At 72.6% G+C, this 16,891-nt stretch carries 14 protein-coding genes; 4 read left to right on the top strand and 10 right to left on the bottom strand.

The features are described 5' to 3' along the window. Positions 1-13 precede the first annotated feature (13 nt). The 4 genes from mmsB (at position 14) to REH65_RS10965 (ending at position 2,085) form a co-directional block, all read left to right on the top strand. Positions 14-901, top strand: coding sequence for a 3-hydroxyisobutyrate dehydrogenase (gene mmsB, locus REH65_RS10980; protein ID WP_406692339.1), 888 nt, complete (start codon positions 14-16; stop codon positions 899-901). A gap of 118 nt (positions 902-1,019) precedes the next feature. Then, complete coding sequence (locus tag REH65_RS10975) at positions 1,020-1,259, top strand: hypothetical protein (RefSeq protein ID WP_406692338.1); 240 nt, start codon at positions 1,020-1,022, stop codon at positions 1,257-1,259. Continuing rightward, positions 1,256-1,672, top strand: a complete 417-nt coding sequence (locus REH65_RS10970; protein ID WP_406692337.1) for a ribonuclease domain-containing protein — start codon at positions 1,256-1,258, stop codon at positions 1,670-1,672. The genes REH65_RS10975 and REH65_RS10970 overlap by 4 nt, the downstream gene beginning before the upstream one ends. 5 nt (positions 1,673-1,677) lie before the next feature. Next, entirely contained in the window at positions 1,678-2,085 is a 408-nt protein-coding gene (locus tag REH65_RS10965) for a barstar family protein (protein ID WP_093421031.1), read from the top strand. A gap of 82 nt (positions 2,086-2,167) precedes the next feature. Here REH65_RS10965 and REH65_RS10960 read toward each other — a convergent pair whose 3' ends face one another. From REH65_RS10960 to REH65_RS10915, 10 genes are all read right to left on the bottom strand, one after another. Continuing rightward, the gene (locus REH65_RS10960) at positions 2,168-2,944 is read right to left on the bottom strand and encodes an enoyl-CoA hydratase family protein (protein ID WP_406692336.1); all 777 of its coding nucleotides are present in this window, start codon (positions 2,942-2,944) and stop codon (positions 2,168-2,170) included. Positions 2,945-3,147: 203 nt separating this feature from the next. Further along, positions 3,148-5,481: an ADP-ribosylglycohydrolase family protein gene (locus REH65_RS10955; protein ID WP_406692335.1), complete on the bottom strand. Its 2,334-nt coding sequence runs from the start codon at positions 5,479-5,481 to the stop codon at positions 3,148-3,150. A 6-nt stretch (positions 5,482-5,487) separates the two neighbouring features. Continuing rightward, entirely contained in the window at positions 5,488-10,266 is a 4,779-nt protein-coding gene (locus REH65_RS10950; protein ID WP_406692334.1) for a type VII secretion system-associated protein, read from the bottom strand. 268 nt (positions 10,267-10,534) lie between these two features. Beyond that, positions 10,535-10,759 carry a hypothetical protein gene (locus REH65_RS10945; protein WP_406692333.1) on the bottom strand — a complete coding sequence of 75 codons (225 nt, stop codon included), beginning with the start codon at positions 10,757-10,759 and terminating at the stop codon, positions 10,535-10,537. A 134-nt stretch (positions 10,760-10,893) separates the two neighbouring features. After that, positions 10,894-11,649 (bottom strand): sirohydrochlorin chelatase, encoded by a 756-nt coding sequence (locus tag REH65_RS10940; protein WP_281458007.1) that lies wholly within the window; start codon positions 11,647-11,649, stop codon positions 10,894-10,896. Continuing rightward, positions 11,646-12,989, bottom strand: a complete 1,344-nt coding sequence (locus REH65_RS10935) for a sulfate adenylyltransferase subunit 1 (protein WP_406692332.1) — start codon at positions 12,987-12,989, stop codon at positions 11,646-11,648. The genes REH65_RS10940 and REH65_RS10935 overlap by 4 nt, the downstream gene beginning before the upstream one ends. Before the next feature lie 263 nt (positions 12,990-13,252). Further along, positions 13,253-14,179, bottom strand: coding sequence for a sulfate adenylyltransferase subunit CysD (gene cysD, locus REH65_RS10930; protein ID WP_281458005.1), 927 nt, complete (start codon positions 14,177-14,179; stop codon positions 13,253-13,255). 67 nt (positions 14,180-14,246) lie between these two features. Beyond that, positions 14,247-14,978: a phosphoadenylyl-sulfate reductase gene (locus REH65_RS10925; protein WP_281458004.1), complete on the bottom strand. Its 732-nt coding sequence runs from the start codon at positions 14,976-14,978 to the stop codon at positions 14,247-14,249. Beyond that, a complete protein-coding gene (locus REH65_RS10920) occupies positions 14,978-15,133 on the bottom strand; it encodes an Insertion element protein (RefSeq protein WP_281458003.1) in 156 nt (51 codons plus the stop codon). The genes REH65_RS10925 and REH65_RS10920 overlap by 1 nt, the downstream gene beginning before the upstream one ends. Continuing rightward, the gene (locus REH65_RS10915) at positions 15,130-16,827 is read right to left on the bottom strand and encodes a nitrite/sulfite reductase (protein ID WP_281458002.1); all 1,698 of its coding nucleotides are present in this window, start codon (positions 16,825-16,827) and stop codon (positions 15,130-15,132) included. The genes REH65_RS10920 and REH65_RS10915 overlap by 4 nt, the downstream gene beginning before the upstream one ends. Positions 16,828-16,891: the final 64 nt, after the last annotated feature.

Below are 16,891 nucleotides of genomic sequence, written 5' to 3'. Positions count from 1 at the left end.
AAGGGTAGTGACAATGGCTGTCATCGGTTTCATCGGACTCGGTCACATGGGCGGTCCGATGTCGGCGAACCTCGTCAAGGCCGGGCACACCGTGCGCGGTTACGACCTCGTCCCGGCCGCGCTGGCCACCGCCGCCGACAACGGCGTGACCACGGTGTCGTCCATCGCCGAGGCGGTGGACGGGGCCGACGCGGTGATCACCATGCTGCCCAGCGGCAAGCACCTGCTGGACGCCTACGACGAGGTGCTGCCGAACGCCGCCTCCGGCGCGCTGCTGATCGACTCCTCCACGGTGGACGTCGCCGACGCGCGCACCGCGCACGACCGCGCGCAGCAGGCCGGTTTCGGCAGCATCGACGCCCCCGTCTCCGGCGGCACGGCCGGGGCCGAGGCGGGGACGCTGACGTTCATGGTCGGCGGCTCGGAAGCCGACTTCCAGCGCGCCGAGAGCGTGCTGGAACCGATGGCGCGCAAGGTGATCCACTGCGGCGGTCCCGGCAACGGGCAGGTCACCAAGATGTGCAACAACCTCATCCTGGGCGCCTCGATGATCGCCGTCGGCGAGGCGTTCGTGCTGGGCGAGCGGCTGGGGCTGTCACACGAGGCGCTCTACGACGTCGCCTCGGTCTCCACCGGCCAGTGCTGGGCGCTGACCACCAACTGCCCGGTGCCCGACCTGGTGGACACCAGCCGCGCCAACCACGACTACGAACCCGGCTTCGCCGCGGCCCTGATGCTCAAGGACCTCAACCTGGCGGTGTCGGCGGCCGAGCAGTCCGGCACCGACACGGCCATCGGCCGCCTGGCCACCGAGCTCTACCGCCGCTTCAACGAGGAAGGCGGCGGCGGTCAGGACTTCGGCGCCATCATCAAGTCCATCCGGGAGCACTCCGGGAGCTGACGCCGCTGAGCGCTCGGCCGGGTGACGACGTCGCCCGGCCGAGCGCTGTGCGACGGGCGCCACGGTCACCCGCCGGGGGTGCGCGCAGTGCGGCGGTGCCGCGCGTACGCTGCGCGTTGTGTTGGAGTTGCTGGTCGAGTGGTACGACGGCGTCGAGCTGTGGTTGGTGCAGCTCGTCTACCCGCTGCAGGTCGCCCTGGTCCTCGCAGTCCTGGTGCCGTTGTGCTGGGGGGTGGCGCGAGTCGTCGACCGCGCGGTGGACGGCATCAGCGCCCGCTTCACCCGCGCGCGTGACTCCGAACCGCCGATCGAACGCGGCGACGGGGAGATGACCGGGCGGAGGGGAAGAGCTGCGTGAGCTCGCGGAAGCGCATTACGTCGGCGTTGGTCGGGCTGGTCGCCCTGGTCGTGCTGGGGTGGTTCGGCAAGGACGTCGTCGCCGACTCGCCGACCAGCACCGAGGTGCCGGGTGCCGGCCAGTCGGGGCTGCAGGTCCAGCAGCTGTCGAAGCTCCCGCCGGAAGCGGGCAAGACCTACCAGCTGATCGTCAAGGGCGGGCCGTTCCCGTACCCGGGCAAGGACGGCTCGACGTTCGGCAACCGCGAGGGCGAGCTGCCCGCGCAGAAGTCCGGGTACTACAAGGAGTACACCGTGCCGACCCCCGGATCGAAGGATCGCGGGGCGCGCAGGCTGGTCACCGGCAGCCAAGAAGAGGTGTACTACACCAGTGATCACTACGAGTCGTTCGTGGTTGTGGATACGACGGGTTGAGTGCCATGTTCGGGACGAAACGGGCCAGCAGGTTGCGGAAGGAGCAGCCGGTGAGTGACCAGCCGACCGCCGACGTCACGACGCGCGAGGCCGTCGCCGCCGCCGAGGAGCGGGGCGCGACCGCTCACGTCCTCGACGGCGTCGACCTGACCAGCAAGCGCACCACGCTCGACGGGATCGCCGCGGTCCTGGACTTCCCGGAGTGGGCGGGGCGCAACCTGGACTCGCTGTTCGACTGCCTGACCGACCTGTCCTGGCTGCCCGAGGGCGAGCACGTGCTGATCTGGTCGGGCTTCCAGGACCTGGCCGACCACGATCCGAAGGCCTTCAACGGCATCAACTCGGTGCTGCGGGACGCGGCCGAGCGCCCCATGTGCGGCCGCCGCTTCACCGCGGTCCTGACCCGGTCGTGATCAGCCGGGTCGCGATCAGCCGCTGGTAATAGCGAATGCCGATGGCCGGTGGAACTTCCACCGGCCATCGGTCGTTTCGGGGTCACTTCAGGGCGTCGGGGACCCAGCTGGGTTTGCGCTTCTCGGCGAAGGCCGTGATGCCCTCCTGGCCCTCCTCACCCGCGAAGTGCTTCGCCGAGAGCTGCAGCATCTCCGCGAAGTCCTCGGACATCGACGCCGGGCGCTGGGCGGTGAGCATGGCCTTGGTGGCGGCCAGCGCGTTCGGGCCGCCGAGGGCGAGCATGTCGGTGTAGCGCTTGACCTCCGCATCGAGCTGCTCGGCCGGGACGGCGGAGTTGAGCAGGCCGATCTCGGCGGCGCGGGTGCCGTCGAAGGTCTCGCCGGTGAGGAACAGCTCGTGCGCCTGGCGGGCGTCGAGGCGGGGCAGCACGGTCACCGAGATCACCGCCGGGACCACGCCGATGCGGACCTCGGTGAAGGCGAACGTGGCGGACTCGGCGGCCACCGCGATGTCGCAGGCGGCGACGAGACCCACCCCGCCGGCGCGGGCCGGGCCCGCCAGCTTCGCCACGACCGGCTTCGGGCTGGTCCAGATCTGCTCCAGCAGCGCCGGGAACTCGTTGACGCCCTGCTGGTCGGAGTCCGCCGAGCGGGACTCCTTGAGGTCCATGCCCGCGCAGAACACCTTGCCGGTGTGGGTCAGGACGATCACGCGCACCGCGTCGTCGTCCATCGCGGTGTCCAGGTGCGCCTTGAGCTCGCGGCGGAGCTGGGCTGACAGGGCGTTGCGGTTGTGCGGCGAGTCCAGGGTGATCGTTCCGACCCCGTCCGCCACCTCGAAGTGCACGAGCTCATCCATGCCCGAGACGTTAACCAGCCCAACACCTCCGGCGCCACACCCGTTCCTCGACCTGGGTGCGGTTTTTCGGGGAGGGGCAGTGGGACAGTTCTAGCCATAATTGTCCGGGCAAAAAGGACATTGATCATGGGTGATTATGGCTAAAACTGTCCCACTGCCGAGGACCTTCGGCGCCCCCCGGGGAGAGACCTCGGGTGTGGGGGTCAGGTGGGTGGGTAGCGGGTGGTCCAGGTGGGTGGGCGGGGGCCGAACTCCTGGACTGCGTCTTGGGCGAGTTGGGCTACGACGTCGTGGAGTTCCAGTTCGGCGGTCCAGCGCTGGGGGATGGCGGCAGCGCCCGCGCCTGCGGCCGCGAGGGTGCCCGCGATGGCCGTGGTGGCGGCGCTGTTGCCGGAGTGGTTGGCCGCGATCGGGAGGGCGCGGTCGAACTCGCCGTCGGCTGCGAGGGCCGCGTGGAGGCCGATCGCGAGCGCCTCGGCGGCCGTGCCCGCCGTGCCGAGCTCGCGCTCCAGCTCCTCCGGGGTGAGCCGCTCTCCGGCCGCGAGGTCGCGGGCGGCCGTCAGGCGGCGGGTGACCTCCTCGTGCCCGGTGTGCGGGGCGAGCTGGGCGAGGACGCCGGTGACGGCGTCCTCGAGCGGCTCGCCGACCAGCAGCCGCGAGACCAGGAACCCGAGCGCGCCCGCGCTGAGCAGCGCCGTCGGGTGGCCGTGGGTGAGGGCGGCGCTGCGCATGCCCAGCGCGAAGACCTCCGACGGGTCGTCCGACCACAGCGCCGCCGGGACCGCGCGCAGGATCGCGCTGCTGCCCGCCGAGTCGCTGACCGGTTGCTCCGGGGTGCCCATCGGCTGCTGGCCCTTGGCGAACGCGATCAGCGTGCGCATCATGGTGCGCCCCGGGTTCCGGGTCTGGAAAAGCGCCCGCTGCCGCACCAGCCAGCCGTCGGGTTCCGGCGTGCCACTCAGGAACTCGCCCGCGGCGCGCGGCCAGCTCAGGTGCTGGGTGTGCAGCCAGCGCTGGTACGCGTGCTGCAGGTGCCGGATCGGGTCGTCGGCGTCGCCGCTGCGGCGGGCGACGTTGGCGCGCAGCACGCCCTCGACGGAGAACAGCAGCAGCTGGGTGTCGCTGCCGACCCGGCCCGACGGGTGCCCGGCGGGGACGTAGTCGGTGAGCCCGTCGGCGCCGTGCCGCGCGCGGATCTCGTCCCACGGGTCGGAGGCGATCGGCATGCCCATCGCCTCGCCGACCGCGCAGCCCAGCACCGCGCCCAGGAACCGGTCCCGCGAGGCCGCCAGCCGCGGCACGCCGCTCAACCCGGTCCGGTAGTCCGATGTGGACGGAACGGCGGCGCCCGCGGAGTCGTCGGCGGGGTAGCGGCCCTCCCAGGCGGCGGATTCGTCGGGCTCGGGCCCGAACTCGGTCAGCGCGTCCCGCCCGAGCCGCTCCACCACCTCGACGATCGGCAGCCGCTCCAGCAGCTCGGCCGGGATCGCGGTCGGGCCGTGCAGTGCGCCGAGCAGCTGCCCGCACAGCATCGCCGCGCTCGCCGGGTCGCCGTCGTGCTCGGCGGCCGAGTCGATCGCCGCGCCGAAGTCGTCCTCGCAGGCCAGCGCCACCCGCGCGGCCGCCGCCAGCACGCCCAGACCGCTGCGGGAGGTGCCCAGGTGCGTCGAGCGCGGGCGGACGCACGCGGGGCTGAGCAGACCCAGCCGCAGCGCCTCGCCGAGCGCCGTGCGACCCGACTGCCATCCCGAGATGCCTTGCCGCAGCGAGGTTTCCAGGTCGTGTCCGCGCAGCAGCCACAGCGTCGCGGCGCCGAGCACGCTCGCCGGGTTGTGCCCGTGCGGATGCCCGTGGGTGAGCGCGGCCAGATCGCCGCCGAGCGCGAACACCGCGCCCGGATCGCCCGACCACAGCGCGGCCAGCGCCCCCAGTGGCACGGCCGTGGCCGAATCGGCGTGGTTGATCGGGTGCTGCCTGCTGCCCTGCGGGTGCCCGGCGACGACCTTCGCCACCGAGGTCAGCAGCGTCGGCTCGTCGCTGGCGCGATCGCGCAGGCCGGGCTCGGTCACCAGCGAACCGCTGGGCCGGGGCGCGTCGCCGCCGCAGTCCCGCCACGGCACGCCGCGCGTGTGCAACCAGCGGCGCAGCGCCGACTGGACGGCGGCGGTCGGCTCGCCGGAACCGGTGGAGCGCAGCTGGGTGTGCGCGCGGATCAGCCCTTCCAGCGCGAACAGCAGCGCACCGGTGCGCTGACCCACGCGGCCGAGCGCGGCGAACTCGCCGACCGCACCGCCCAGCAGCAGGCCGAGCACGCGGGCCGAGGCACCGGGCAGACCGCCGTCGCGGCCGGCGAGACCGGTGTCCGCTGACCCGGCCCCCGGCGAGAGGCGGTGCTGGAGCTCGGCCGCCCACAGCGGGCGGGACGCGGGGTGGCCGTCCCAACGGCGCCAGACCGCCAGCAACCGGCGCTCCACCGGGTCGCGCCGGCACGCGGCCAGCAGCGCGCGTTCGTCCGAGTCCAGCCCGCGTACGTCCACTGGGGATTACCCGGCGTGCTGCGCCGCGGGTTCGGGCGTCTCGACGGGTTCCGGCCGCTCGACGGGTTCCGGGGCTTCGACCTCGGACGTGTCCGCCTCGGCCAGCAACCGCTCCAGGAGCTCTCTCAGCTCCAGCTGTTCGAGCCACTCCGGCGGGAGCTCGCCGGCTCCGCGCGCGGTGCCCATCAGGGCGCCGCAGATCGCCGCGGTCGCCGCGCTGTTGCCCGCGTGGGTGGCCGCCAGCGACACCGCGTCGGACACCGAGTTCGGGTGCGACAGCGCCGCCGCCACCGCGATGGCCAGCGCCTCCGGCGCGTGCCAGCCCAGTCCCAGCGACTCCAGCACCGTCGGCGACACCGGGCCGCTGGTGGCGATCTCCACCGCCGCCCGCAGACCGCGAGCGGTGTTCTCGGCGCCCTCCATCCGGTCCAGCTCGGCGAGCACGGCTTGCGCGGAGTCGATCAGCGTCCGGCCGCCGTCCAGCCCGCACACCAGGCCCGCCAGCGCCGCCGCAGGCAGGTAGCCGTCCGGGTGGCCGTGGGTGAGCACGCCGATGCGGGCACCCAGCTCGACGGCCTCGGTCAGGTCGGCGGCCTGGAAGCCGACCACCGCGCCGCGCGCCGCCGCGGTGGCGTTGCGGGCGTCGTTGGGCGGGTTGCCGGGGGTGGGGTTCTCGCCCCGGTCGCCCCAGCGGGCCATCGCGGTCAGCGTCGCCTCGTCCGGGAACCGCTGCGCGCGCAGCACCTCGGTCTCGGCGAGCTTGCCGCCGCCGTCCGGCGTCGGGCGGCCGCCCTGGGTGCGCACCCAGTCCCGCAGCGAGGCCCGCACCAGCGACGGCTTGTCCGGGTTCTCGCCGTTCAGCCCGGCAAGCACGAACGCGGTCTGCTGCGCGTAGGACGTGCCGGAGCCCCGGCGGCCGAACAGCTCGGCGTACTCGCGGACCCCGTCGGGGTTCTCGCGAAGCGTGGTGAGCAGGTCGCTGAACATCCAGGGCGCGCCGAGCGCGTCGCCGACGGCCGTGCCCAGCACGCAGCCGGTGAACCGGTCGTGGCGGCTGGGCCGGACCTGCTCCTCCTCGACGAGCTCGGGTTCCTCCTCGGGAACCTCCTCCTCGGCGGCGGCTTCGCCGACGAGCTGCGCGGCGCGCTCCTCGCCGAAGGCCTCCGCCAGGAGCTTGTGCAGGCCCTGGCCGAGGTCGGCGTTGGTGCTGCCGTCGTCGTTGTCGCGGAACTTGCGCCACGCGAGCAGCAACCGCAGTTCCTCGTCGGAGAGCCCGTCGTCGTCGGATCCCTGCTCGGCCGCCGAGGACTCGGCGGCGGGCTGCTCGGCAGCGGGCTCGGGGGTCGGTTCCTCGACCGGGGTCGCCGCGACGGGAGCTTCCTCCTCGACGACGGTCACCTCCGGTTCCGGCTCCTCCTCGACGACGGCGTCCTCGACGACGGGGGCGTCCTCGACCTCGGCATCCTCGACCGCGGGGGCATCCTCGACCGCGGGGGCATCCTCGACCGCGGGGGCCTCCGGCCGCTCCTCGGGAACCGGGTAGCGCGCCGCCCACAGCTTCCCGGACGACGGCTTCGGGCCGAACTCCAGATCCGCGTCGGCGGCCAGGAACTCCAGGGTCTCGCGCAGTTCCAGCTTGTCCTGCCAGTGCGGCGGGATCGCGGTGGCGGTGTGGGCCGCGCCCATGATGCCGCCGCAGATCGCCGCGGTGGAGTCGCTGGCGCCGGAGTGGTTGGCGGCCAGCACCAGCGCGTCCGGGAACGACTCCGGGTGGGTCAGCGCCGCGCAGACGGCGATCGCCAGCACCTGGGCGCCCGAGTGCGCGGTGCCGAAGGCCTCCTCGATCTGCTCCGGCGTCGGCGTGCCGGTGGCGGCGAGCTCGACGGCCTTGCGCAGCGCGGTGATGGTCTCCTCGTGACCGTCCCACTCGGACAGCGCGATGAGCGTGCGATCCACCGCCTGCGGCAGCGAGCGGTTGGCCAGCAGCTGGTGCACCAGCAGCGCGAGCGCACCCGCGGGCAGGTAGGCGCTGGCGTGGCCGTGGGTGAGCAGCGCGGTCCGCACACCGGTGCGGAAGGCCTCGGCCGGGTCGTCGGACCACAGCGCGGCCGGGGCCGAGCGGGTCACCGCGCCCCAGTCGGCGGCGTCGTTCGGCGGCTTGTCCAGCGAGCCCTGCTCGTTGCCCCCGGCGAAACCGCGCAGCGCCTGCATGCTGGTCATGCCCCGGGCCCGGCGGTCGAACAGCTCGCGCTGGTCGACCAGCCAACCGTCGGGCTGCTCGCCGCTGCCGCCCGCCTCGGCCCAGTCGACGCCCTGGGTGTGCAGCCAGCGCTGGTAGGCCTGCTGCACGTGGTCGGCCGGGTCGGCCGAACCGTGCAGGCGGCGGGCGGTGGAGGCGCGGATGAGGCCCTCGGTGGTGAAGGCGGTCAGCTGCGTCTCGTCGCTGATCGACCCGGCGGGCCGGTGACCGTCGACGTAGTCGATGAGCCCGGAATCGCCGTACTTGGCGCGGATCTCGGCCAGCGAGTCGGCCTCGATCGGGAAGCCGAGCGCGTCACCGGCGGCGGTGCCCAGCAGCATCCCCAGGATGCGCTGGGTGCGCAGGTCCTCCGGGGTGCTCGGCGGGGCGGGCGCGGCCGTTTCCGGCGGCGACACCACGGATTCGACCTCGGGGGCGGTCACGACCGGTTCGGGGGACTCCTCCGGTTCCCCTGCGGTGCCCGGGGTTTCGCCGTCGTCGACGGGGGTTTCGGCGCTGGGAGCTTCGGCGCCCGGGGTTTCCGGTTCGGGGGTTTCCGGGTTCGGCGCCTCCGCGCGCGGCAGGGAGGCGGCGAAGTCCAGGTCGGAGACGTCGCCGGCGGCCGGGTAGCGCTTGGCCCACGCGTCGCCGGTGGGCGGGGTGCCGCGGAACTCCAGCAGACCGTCCTTGGCCAGGGATTCCACGACCTCGCGCTGCCGCAGGTCGCGCAGCCACACGCCGGGCAGCGCGGCGGCGCCGTGCCGGGCGCCGACGATGTTGCCGCAGATCGCGGCGGTCGAGTCGCTGTCGCCGGAGTGGTTGATCGCGATCATCAGCGCGTCGGCGATGGTGTCGGTGCTCAGCGCCGCGCACACCGCGATGGCCAGCGCCTCGTGCCCGGACCAGCCGCTGCCGAGGACGTCCTTGACCTGCTCGGGCGTGGGCTTGCCCTTCCCGGCGAGGTCGACGGCGGCCTGGAGCGCGCGGTCGGTGTCCTCGTGGTCGCGGCAGGTCTTGAGCAGCTCGCGCGCCTGCGCCAGCGCGGACTCCAGGGATTCCTCCCGCAGCAGCCGGTGCACCAGCACCGCCAGCACACCGGCGGGCAGGTAGGCGTTGGGCTGGGAGTGGGTCAGCGCAGCGGTGGCGGCGGCGAGCTCGAAGACCGAGCGGGCGTCGTCCGACCACAGCGCGACCGGGGCGGCGCGGACCACGCCGCCGCAGTCGTCGGAGTCGTTGATGGGCCGCTCGAACGTGCCGGGCGCCCCGACCGAGGCGAACTCGCGGAGCGCGCTGATGGAGCTGCTGTTGGGGGAGCGGACCGCGAACAGGTCGGACTGCTCGACCAGCCAGCCGTTGGCCTTGGGGTGCTTGGCGGCGAACGGGCCGGCCGAGCGCATCCACGCGTAGCCCTGGGTGTGCAGCCACCGCTGGTAGGCCAGCTGCACCGCGGGCAGCGGACCGGCGGAGTCGCCGCTGCGGGCCAGGCTGTGCGCGCGGATCAGGCCTTCCAGCGTGAACAGGGTCAGCTGGGTGTCGTCGGTGAACTCGCCGGGGTGCTCGGCGTTGCGGTCGTACTCGGTGACGCCGTCGTCGCCGAAGCGGCTGCGGATCTGGTCGATCGGGTAGAACTCCACCGGTGCGCCCAGCGCGTCGCCGATCGCCCCGGCCAGCATCGATCCCAGGAACCGGCGGCCGAACTCGGTCTCGGCCGGGTCGGCGGGACCGGCGGAGCCGGCCGGCGTGGTGGGAACGGCTGGGGTGGCGGGACCGACCGGCACGGCCGGGGCCGGGGTCGGCGGCACCGGGGGCACGGCGGTCCCGGCGGGCGGCGACATCGGCGTGCCTGCGGGCGGGGAGGCCGGAGGTCCAGGGGGCACCGGAGTGCTCGGAGCGACCGGGGTGCCGGCGACCGAGTTGCCGGCGACCGGGGTGCCGGCGGGCGGGGACATCGGCACGCCAGCGGGTTTCGGCGGCACCGAGGCGGCGATCCGGACCAGGTCCTCACCGGGCATCCGGGCCTTGACCGGGCTCGTCGGGTTGATCTGCAGGTCGACCCCGGCGAGCGGGTTCGCGGCCAGCTGCCTGCCGGTCATGCGCTGCCAGGTCGTCCAGTTCGGCGGCAGGAAGCCGTCGGAGGTGAACACCTGGAGCTGGCGGCGCCCCGACTCGTGCTCCATCGTGAACAGCCCGCTGCCCTGCGGCTGGGCGAACAGGATCAGCTCGGAGTCGAGCATCGCGGCCAGCAGCGCCTGGCCCTGGGCGTACCCGGTGGTGGTCAGCTGCAGTGCGCGCTCGACGTCGTTGGTCGGCGCGGGAAGGCGCAGCGCGACCGGGGACGGGCGGTAGTTCGGGTTGGGGGAGAAGTCGTCGGTGATCTCACCCTGCTCGTCGACGCGGTAGCCGCCGATGAACCCCCACGGCGGCACCTCCGCGTTCGGGTCGGTGAAGATCGGGTCGACCACGTACAGCCAGGTGTTGGGCTGCTTCTTGGCCTGTTCCCGCATAGCCGGTGTGATGACCGGTCGACTCGGCTGCTGCGTGTTCATCTCGCCCTGTTGTCCCTGACTCCCTGTCCAGCCTTGCATTGATCGCCCCCACAGCGACGGTCACTCGAACGCGCGGGCCTGGCGGGTGAACGATGCACGGTGAGCTGCCGGTACCCCGTCCAGACGCCGCCCTGCACTCTCTCATGACCTCATGGGATGAATCGTAGTCTTTGGGAGAACAACTCTGCGTGAAAACTCAGCGGCGTGGGGTCCGGTGGATCACACGGCGGCCGGGGCGGGAAGGGTTCACCCGGCGGGACCGGAGCGCTCAATCGGACAGCGCGGCGGCCATCAGGCAGCCCAGGCACGGCATGCCCGCGGGCCCCTCCAGCGCCTCGGCCTGGCCGGGCGCGATGCTGAAACCGCAGTAGGCGCGCAAGGTTTCGGGAAGCGAGCTGCCGCTGGGCACGGGGAAGAAGTGGCAGGACTTGTCCTGCTCGCTGCGCGCGAACTCAGGGCGGACCCGCGCGATCAGGTGCGGGATCGAGCTCATCGGGCACTGACCCCCTGCGCGCGCAACCCTGGCATCAACGGCACAGATCACATCATGCCGATCGCGTTGTGAGCGCGAACCCACTTGGCGAATTCTCGCCAATGCGTTGCGCGCGAGACGAATCGCGCTCCCGCTCAGGTCAGAGCGGGTACGGGAGCCTCGACCGAGGCCAGGTCGTAGCGGTGCAGCACCAGATCGGCGACACCCGCGTCGTCGGCCATCGGCGCGGCGAGCAGCGGCGCGCCGGCGTGCGCCGAGGCGAGCTCGACGATGCGGTCCGGCAGCAGGCCCGGCGCCAGGAACCAGGAACCGACGGCGAACCGGCGCGCACCCCGGGCGCGCAGCAGCTCGATCGCCGCCGGAACGTCCGGTGCGGCGGCGGCCGCGAACGTCGCCACCGTGCCCGCCCACGCGGTGCGGGACTGCCAGCGGGCGGCCACGTCGGCCACCAGCCGGTTGGCCGGGGCGTGCGAGGAACCGGCCCCCGCCAGCAGCACGCCCAGCTCCGGGTCGTCCGGATCGGCGCCGGTGGCCAGCAGGCGCCGCCACGCGGCGGCGTCCAGGCGCGGGTCCGGGCCGAGCACGTCACCGATGCGCACCCGCAGGTCCGGGTGGCGCTGCTGCGCCTCGGCCACGGCCGCGGGCACGTCGACGCGCGCGTGGAAGGCGTGGCCGAGCAGCAGCGGCACGACCACGGCCTCCCGGTGCCCGTCGGCGCGCACGGCGTCGAGGACGTCGCCCAGCAGCGGCTGGGACAGGTCCAGGAACGCCGCGCGCACGTCCAGCTCCGGCCGCAGCGCGCGCACCACGCCCAGCAGCCGGTGGACCGTCTCGGCGGAGCGAGGGTCCCGGCTGCCGTGCGCGACGGCGACCAGCGGCGCGGAGGTCATCGCGACGCTTCGGCGAACGGAGCCAGCGGAACGCCGATCAGACCGGCGGCCAGCGTGGTGCCGTCGGCGGGGTCGATCACCAGGAACGACCCGTTGCGGCGGCTGGCGGAGTAGTCGTCGACCGGCAGCTGCTCCGCGGTGCGCAGCTGCACCCGGCCGATCTCGTTGAGCTGCAGCGAATCCGGCGCGGCCACGCTGGTCAGCTGCTGCTCGTCGAAGCGCGCCGACAGCTCGGTCACCATCGCCTGCACGGTGCGCGCACCGTGCTTGACCAGCACCTTCTGGCCCGGGTTCAGGGCCTTCTCGGCCAGCCAGCAGACCGTGGCGTCGAGCTCGTCGGTCAGCGTCGGCGCGGTGTCGGCCGCGGCGATGAGGTCACCGCGCGAGATGTCGACGTCGTCGTCCAGCAGCAGCGTCACCGAGTGACCGGCCGCGGCTTCCGCGCGCTCGCCGTCGGCGGTGTCCACCTTGGACACCTTGGTGCGCACCCCGGCGGGCAGCACGACGACGTCGTCACCGGCCCGCACCACACCGGCGGCGACCTGACCGGCGTAGCCGCGGTAGTCGGGGTGCTCGGCGGTGCGCGGGCGGATCACGTACTGCACCGGCATCCGGAACGGCGCGTCGTGCGGGTCCGGCGCGACCGGCACGCTCTCCAGGTGCTCCAGCAGCGACGGGCCGGAGTACCACGGCGTGTTCTCCGAGCGCTCCACCACGTTGTCGCCCAGCAGCGCCGACACCGGGATGGTCACCACGGCGTCGTCGGCGTAGCCCAGCGCCTCGGCGTGCGCGGCGAACTCCTCGGCGATGCGGGTGAAGGTCGCCTCGTCGAAGTCCACCATGTCGATCTTGTTGACCGCGAGCACCAGCTGCGGGACGCCCAGCAGCGCCAGCACCGCCGCGTGCCGCCGGGTCTGCTCGACGACGCCGTTGCGGGCGTCGACCAGCAGCACGGCCAGCTGCGCGGTGGAGGCGCCGGTCACGGTGTTGCGGGTGTACTGCACGTGGCCGGGGGTGTCGGCCAGCACGAAGGTGCGCTTCGGGGTGGCGAAGTAGCGGTAGGCCACGTCGATGGTGATGCCCTGCTCGCGCTCCGCGCGCAGGCCGTCGACGAGCAGCGACAGGTCCGGCGTGGCCAGGCCGCGGTCCGCGCTGGCGCGGTGCACCGCGTCCAGCTGGTCGGCCAGCACGGACTTGGTGTCGTGCAGCAGCCGACCCACCAGCGTGGACTTGCCGTCGTCGACGGAGCCCGCGGTGGCCAGGCGCAGCAGGTCGGTGTGCACCGGCAGCGTCACCTCGGTGCCGCTGTCCGGAGCGGTGCGGGTCGTGGTCTCGGTCATCTGGAAACCCACTCCTGGTGGTAAAGGCTTGGTCGTCGGGAAAGTTTCAGCGGGTCGCGAGGGTCGGGCGTCAGCCAAGCGGCGTGAGCCGCTTTCTCTTCCACCACCTGAGCAAATTGCACCGCCGGGGGTTCTGAGCGGCTTCGTGGTGAGGACGCCGCGACGTCGTGTATTGGCATACATGAGGAGTGGCGCCCGGAGCCACGGAGCCGCTCAGGTTCCCCTACTGGCACCGCTAAGCAGGTCAAGTGCGACCCAATTTGTCAGAAGTAGCCTTCGCGCTTGCGGTCTTCCATGGCCGCTTCGCTGATCCGGTCGTCGGCTCGGGTGGCGCCGCGCTCGGTGAGGCGGCTGGCGGCGACCTCGGCGATGACGTCGTCGACCGTGTAGGCCTCGGACTCGACCGCGCCGGTGCAGGAACCGTCGCCGACCGTGCGGTAGCGCACCGTCTTGGACTCCGGGTTCTCGCCCTCGCGCGGACCGCCCCAGGGACCGGAGGTCAGCCACATGCCGTCGCGCTGGTAGACCTCGCGGCGGTGCGCGAAGTAGATCTCCGGCAGCTCGATCTTCTCCCGCTGGATGTAGCGCCAGATGTCCAGCTCGGTCCAGTTCGACAGCGGGAACACGCGCACGTGCTCACCCGGGCGGTGCCGTCCGTTGTAGAGGTTCCACAGCTCCGGGCGCTGCCGGCGCGGGTCCCACTGCCCGAAGGCGTTGCGCAGGCTGAAGATGCGCTCCTTGGCGCGGGCGCGCTCCTCGTCCCGGCGACCGCCGCCGAAGACGGCGTCGAACTTGTTGTCGCTGATGGAGTCCAGCAGCGGCTGGGTCTGCAGCGGGTTGCGGGTGCCGTCGGCGCGCTCGGCGAGCCGTCCGTCGTCGAGGTAGTCCTGCACCTTGGCCACCACCAGGCGCAGCTGGTGCTTCTCGACGATGTCGTCGCGGAAGTCCAGCACCTCCGGGAAGTTGTGGCCGGTGTCGACGTGCAGCAGCGAGAACGGCACCGGGGCGGGCCAGAACGCCTTGATCGCCAGGTGCACCAGCACCGTGGAGTCCTTGCCGCCGGAGAACAGGATGACCGGGCGGTCGAACTCCCCGGCCACCTCGCGGAAGATGTGGATCGCCTCGGACTCCAGCGCGGCCAGGTTGTCCACCTGCGGCGGCGCGGACACCTCGGTGTCTGCTGTGGTCATTTCCCCTCCGTCGTCTCCCCGGACACCCGAACCCGGGTCAGAAAGTCGTTCTCGTGCGGCTGAGAGCTCAGCCGTGCAAACCGCATTCGGTCTTGGAGCTGCCCGCCCAGCGTCCGCTGCGCGGGTCCGCTCCGGGCAGCGGCTTGGCGGTGCAGGGCTGGCACCCGATGGACGGGTACCCCGCCGGAACCAGCGGGTTGACCAGCACGCCGTTGTCGTCGATGTAGCGCTGCATCTCCTCGTCGGACCACGCCGCCAGCGGGTTGACCTTCACCAGCCCGTTGCGGTCGTCCCAGGTCAGCACCGGGGTGTTGGCACGCGTCGGGGCCTCCACCCGGCGCACGCCCGTCACCCAGGCCTCGTAGCGGGACAGCGTGTTGCGCAGCGGCACGACCTTGCGCAGGAAGCAGCAGCGCTGCGCGTCGCGCTCGTGCAGGCGCGGACCCTCGGTCGCGTCCTGCTCGGCCACGGTCTGCTCCGGCAGCGCGTTGACCATCTTCACGTCGTAGACCTGCTCGACCGCGTCGCGCGTGCCGATGGTCTCGGCGAAGTGGTAACCGGTCTCCAGGAACAGGATCTCCACGCCGGGCATGGCCTTGGCGGCCAGGTCGACCAGCACCGCGTCCTGCATGTTGGAGGCCACGATCAACCGGCCGTCGCCGAAGTTCTCGGCGGCCCAGCGCAGGGACTCCTCGGCCGTGGCCTCGGCCAGTTCCGGCGCGGCCTTCTCGACCAGGGCCTTGAGCTCCTCGTCGCTGCGCCGCGACCCGATCTTCGTGGTGGTGGTTTCGGCGGTCATCAGTCTCCGTTCCCTCCCAGCGCCAGCCCGACCATCCGGACGGTGAACACCCGTCGGCAAGCCTGGCACTTCCAGGCCCCGGAGGGTTCTTCCTCCGGGGTGAGGTCCTCGTCACCGCAGTACGGGCAGTACTGCGGCACCGCCCGCTCGCTCACTTGAGGTCGTCTTCCTCGGCCCGGGCCACCCACTGCGCGAACCGCTCGCCGTCCTCGCGCTGGTCCAGGTAGTTGCGGACGAGCCGCTCCACGTAGGGGCCGACCTCGGCGGAGGTGACCTTGTGGCCGCGGATCTTGCGCCCGAACCCGGCGTCGACGGTCAGCCCGCCGCCCAGGTGCACCTGGAAGCCCTCGACCTGGTTGCCGTCACCGTCCGGGACCATCTGGCCCTTCAGGCCGATGTCGGCGACCTGGGTGCGGGCGCAGGCGTTCGGGCAGCCGTTGAGGTTGATCGACACCGGGTCGGTGACCCCGGCCTGGACGTCGTCGAGCCGCTTCTCCAGCTCGGCGACCAGGTCGATCGCGCGCTGCTTGGTCTCGACGATCGCGAGCTTGCAGAACTCGATGCCGGTGCAGGCCATCACGCCGCGCCGCCACGGCGACGGGTCGGCGTGCAGGCCCAGCTCCGCCAGGTCCGCGATGAGACCGTCCACATCGGACTTCGCGACGTCGAGCACCAGCAGGTTCTGCTCGACGGTGGTGCGCACCCGCTTCGAGCCGACCCGCTCGGCGGCCTTGGCGACCTCCATCAGCGTCGAACCGCTGACCCGGCCCGCCGCGGACTTCACGCCCACGTAGTAGTTGCCGTCGACCTGCTCGTGCACGCCCAGGTGGTCGCGGTGACCCGAGGGGGCCTCCGGCGCCGGGCCGTCGACGAGCTTGCGGCCCAGGTACTCGTCCTCCAGCACCTGGCGGAACTTCTCGGCACCCCAGTCGGCGATGAGGAACTTGATGCGCGCGCGGTGCCGCAGCCGGCGGTAGCCGTAGTCGCGGAAGATCTGCACGACCCCGTGCCAGACCTCGGCGACGTCCTCCTGCGGAACCCAGGCGCCCAGCCGTACCGCCAGCTTCGGGTTGGTCGACAACCCGCCGCCGACCCACAGGTCGTAGCCCGGTCCGTGCTCGGGGTGCACCACGCCGACCAGCGAGATGTCGTTGATCTCCGGAACGGTGTCCCAGCGCGGCGAACCCGAGATGGCGCTCTTGAACTTGCGCGGCAGGTTCGACAGCGACTTGTCGCCGATGAAGCGCTCGGTGATCTCGGCGATCGCCGAGGTGCCGTCGATGATCTCGTCGGCGGCGATGCCCGCCACCGGCGAACCCAGCACGACACGCGGGCAGTCGCCGCACGCCTCGGTGGTCGACAGGCCGACGCTCTCCAGCTTCTCCCAGATCGTCGGCACGTCCTCGACCCGCACCCAGTGCAGCTGGATGTTCTGCCGGTCGGTGATGTCGGCGGTGTCGCGCGCGTAGGTCTGCGAGACCTCGCCGATCACGCGCAGCTGCTCGGTGGTCAGCGCACCGCCGTCGATGCGCACCCGCATCATGAAGTAGCGGTCGTCGAGCTCCTCGGGCTCGATCGTGCCGGTCCGAGCGCCCGGGATGCCCGGCGCGCGCTGCGTGTACAGACCCCACCAGCGGAAGCGACCGCGCAGGTCACCGGGATCGATCGAGTCGAATCCGCCGCGGGCGTAGATGTTCTCGATCCGCTGGCGCACGTTGAGCGGATTGTCGTCCTTCTTGGAGCGCTCGTTGGCGTTGAGCGGTTCGCGGTAGCCGAGCGCCCACTGGCCCTCGCCGCGACCCTTGCGCTTGCGGGCTGGACGTGCAGGCGATTCCGTCGGGGGAGCCATGTCCGCGACCTCCGGGACTTTCAGGCGCGAAACCCCCGCGTGGCAGCACCGTCGGCGTGACGGC

The sequence above is a fragment of the Saccharopolyspora sp. ID03-671 genome (genome assembly GCF_045278815.1).
Classification (GTDB): domain Bacteria; phylum Actinomycetota; class Actinomycetes; order Mycobacteriales; family Pseudonocardiaceae; genus Saccharopolyspora; species Saccharopolyspora ipomoeae.
Note: the sequence above shows the minus strand (reverse complement) of the source record. Positions and strands in the feature narration are given on the sequence as shown.

Coding starts and splice junctions, on each gene's coding strand:
- REH65_RS10925 (WP_281458004.1), bottom strand. CDS start 14,978: ATGACCGCCGAAACCACCACCACGAAGATCGGGTCGCGGCGCAGCGAC.
- REH65_RS10945 (WP_406692333.1), bottom strand. CDS start 10,759: ATGAGCTCGATCCCGCACCTGATCGCGCGGGTCCGCCCTGAGTTCGCG.
- REH65_RS10960 (WP_406692336.1), bottom strand. CDS start 2,944: ATGGATGAGCTCGTGCACTTCGAGGTGGCGGACGGGGTCGGAACGATC.
- REH65_RS10935 (WP_406692332.1), bottom strand. CDS start 12,989: ATGACCGAGACCACGACCCGCACCGCTCCGGACAGCGGCACCGAGGTG.
- mmsB (WP_406692339.1), top strand. CDS start 14: ATGGCTGTCATCGGTTTCATCGGACTCGGTCACATGGGCGGTCCGATG.
- REH65_RS10915 (WP_281458002.1), bottom strand. CDS start 16,827: ATGGCTCCCCCGACGGAATCGCCTGCACGTCCAGCCCGCAAGCGCAAG.
- cysD (WP_281458005.1), bottom strand. CDS start 14,179: ATGACCACAGCAGACACCGAGGTGTCCGCGCCGCCGCAGGTGGACAAC.
- REH65_RS10940 (WP_281458007.1), bottom strand. CDS start 11,649: ATGACCTCCGCGCCGCTGGTCGCCGTCGCGCACGGCAGCCGGGACCCT.
- REH65_RS10965 (WP_093421031.1), top strand. CDS start 1,678: ATGTTCGGGACGAAACGGGCCAGCAGGTTGCGGAAGGAGCAGCCGGTG.
- REH65_RS10950 (WP_406692334.1), bottom strand. CDS start 10,266: ATGAACACGCAGCAGCCGAGTCGACCGGTCATCACACCGGCTATGCGG.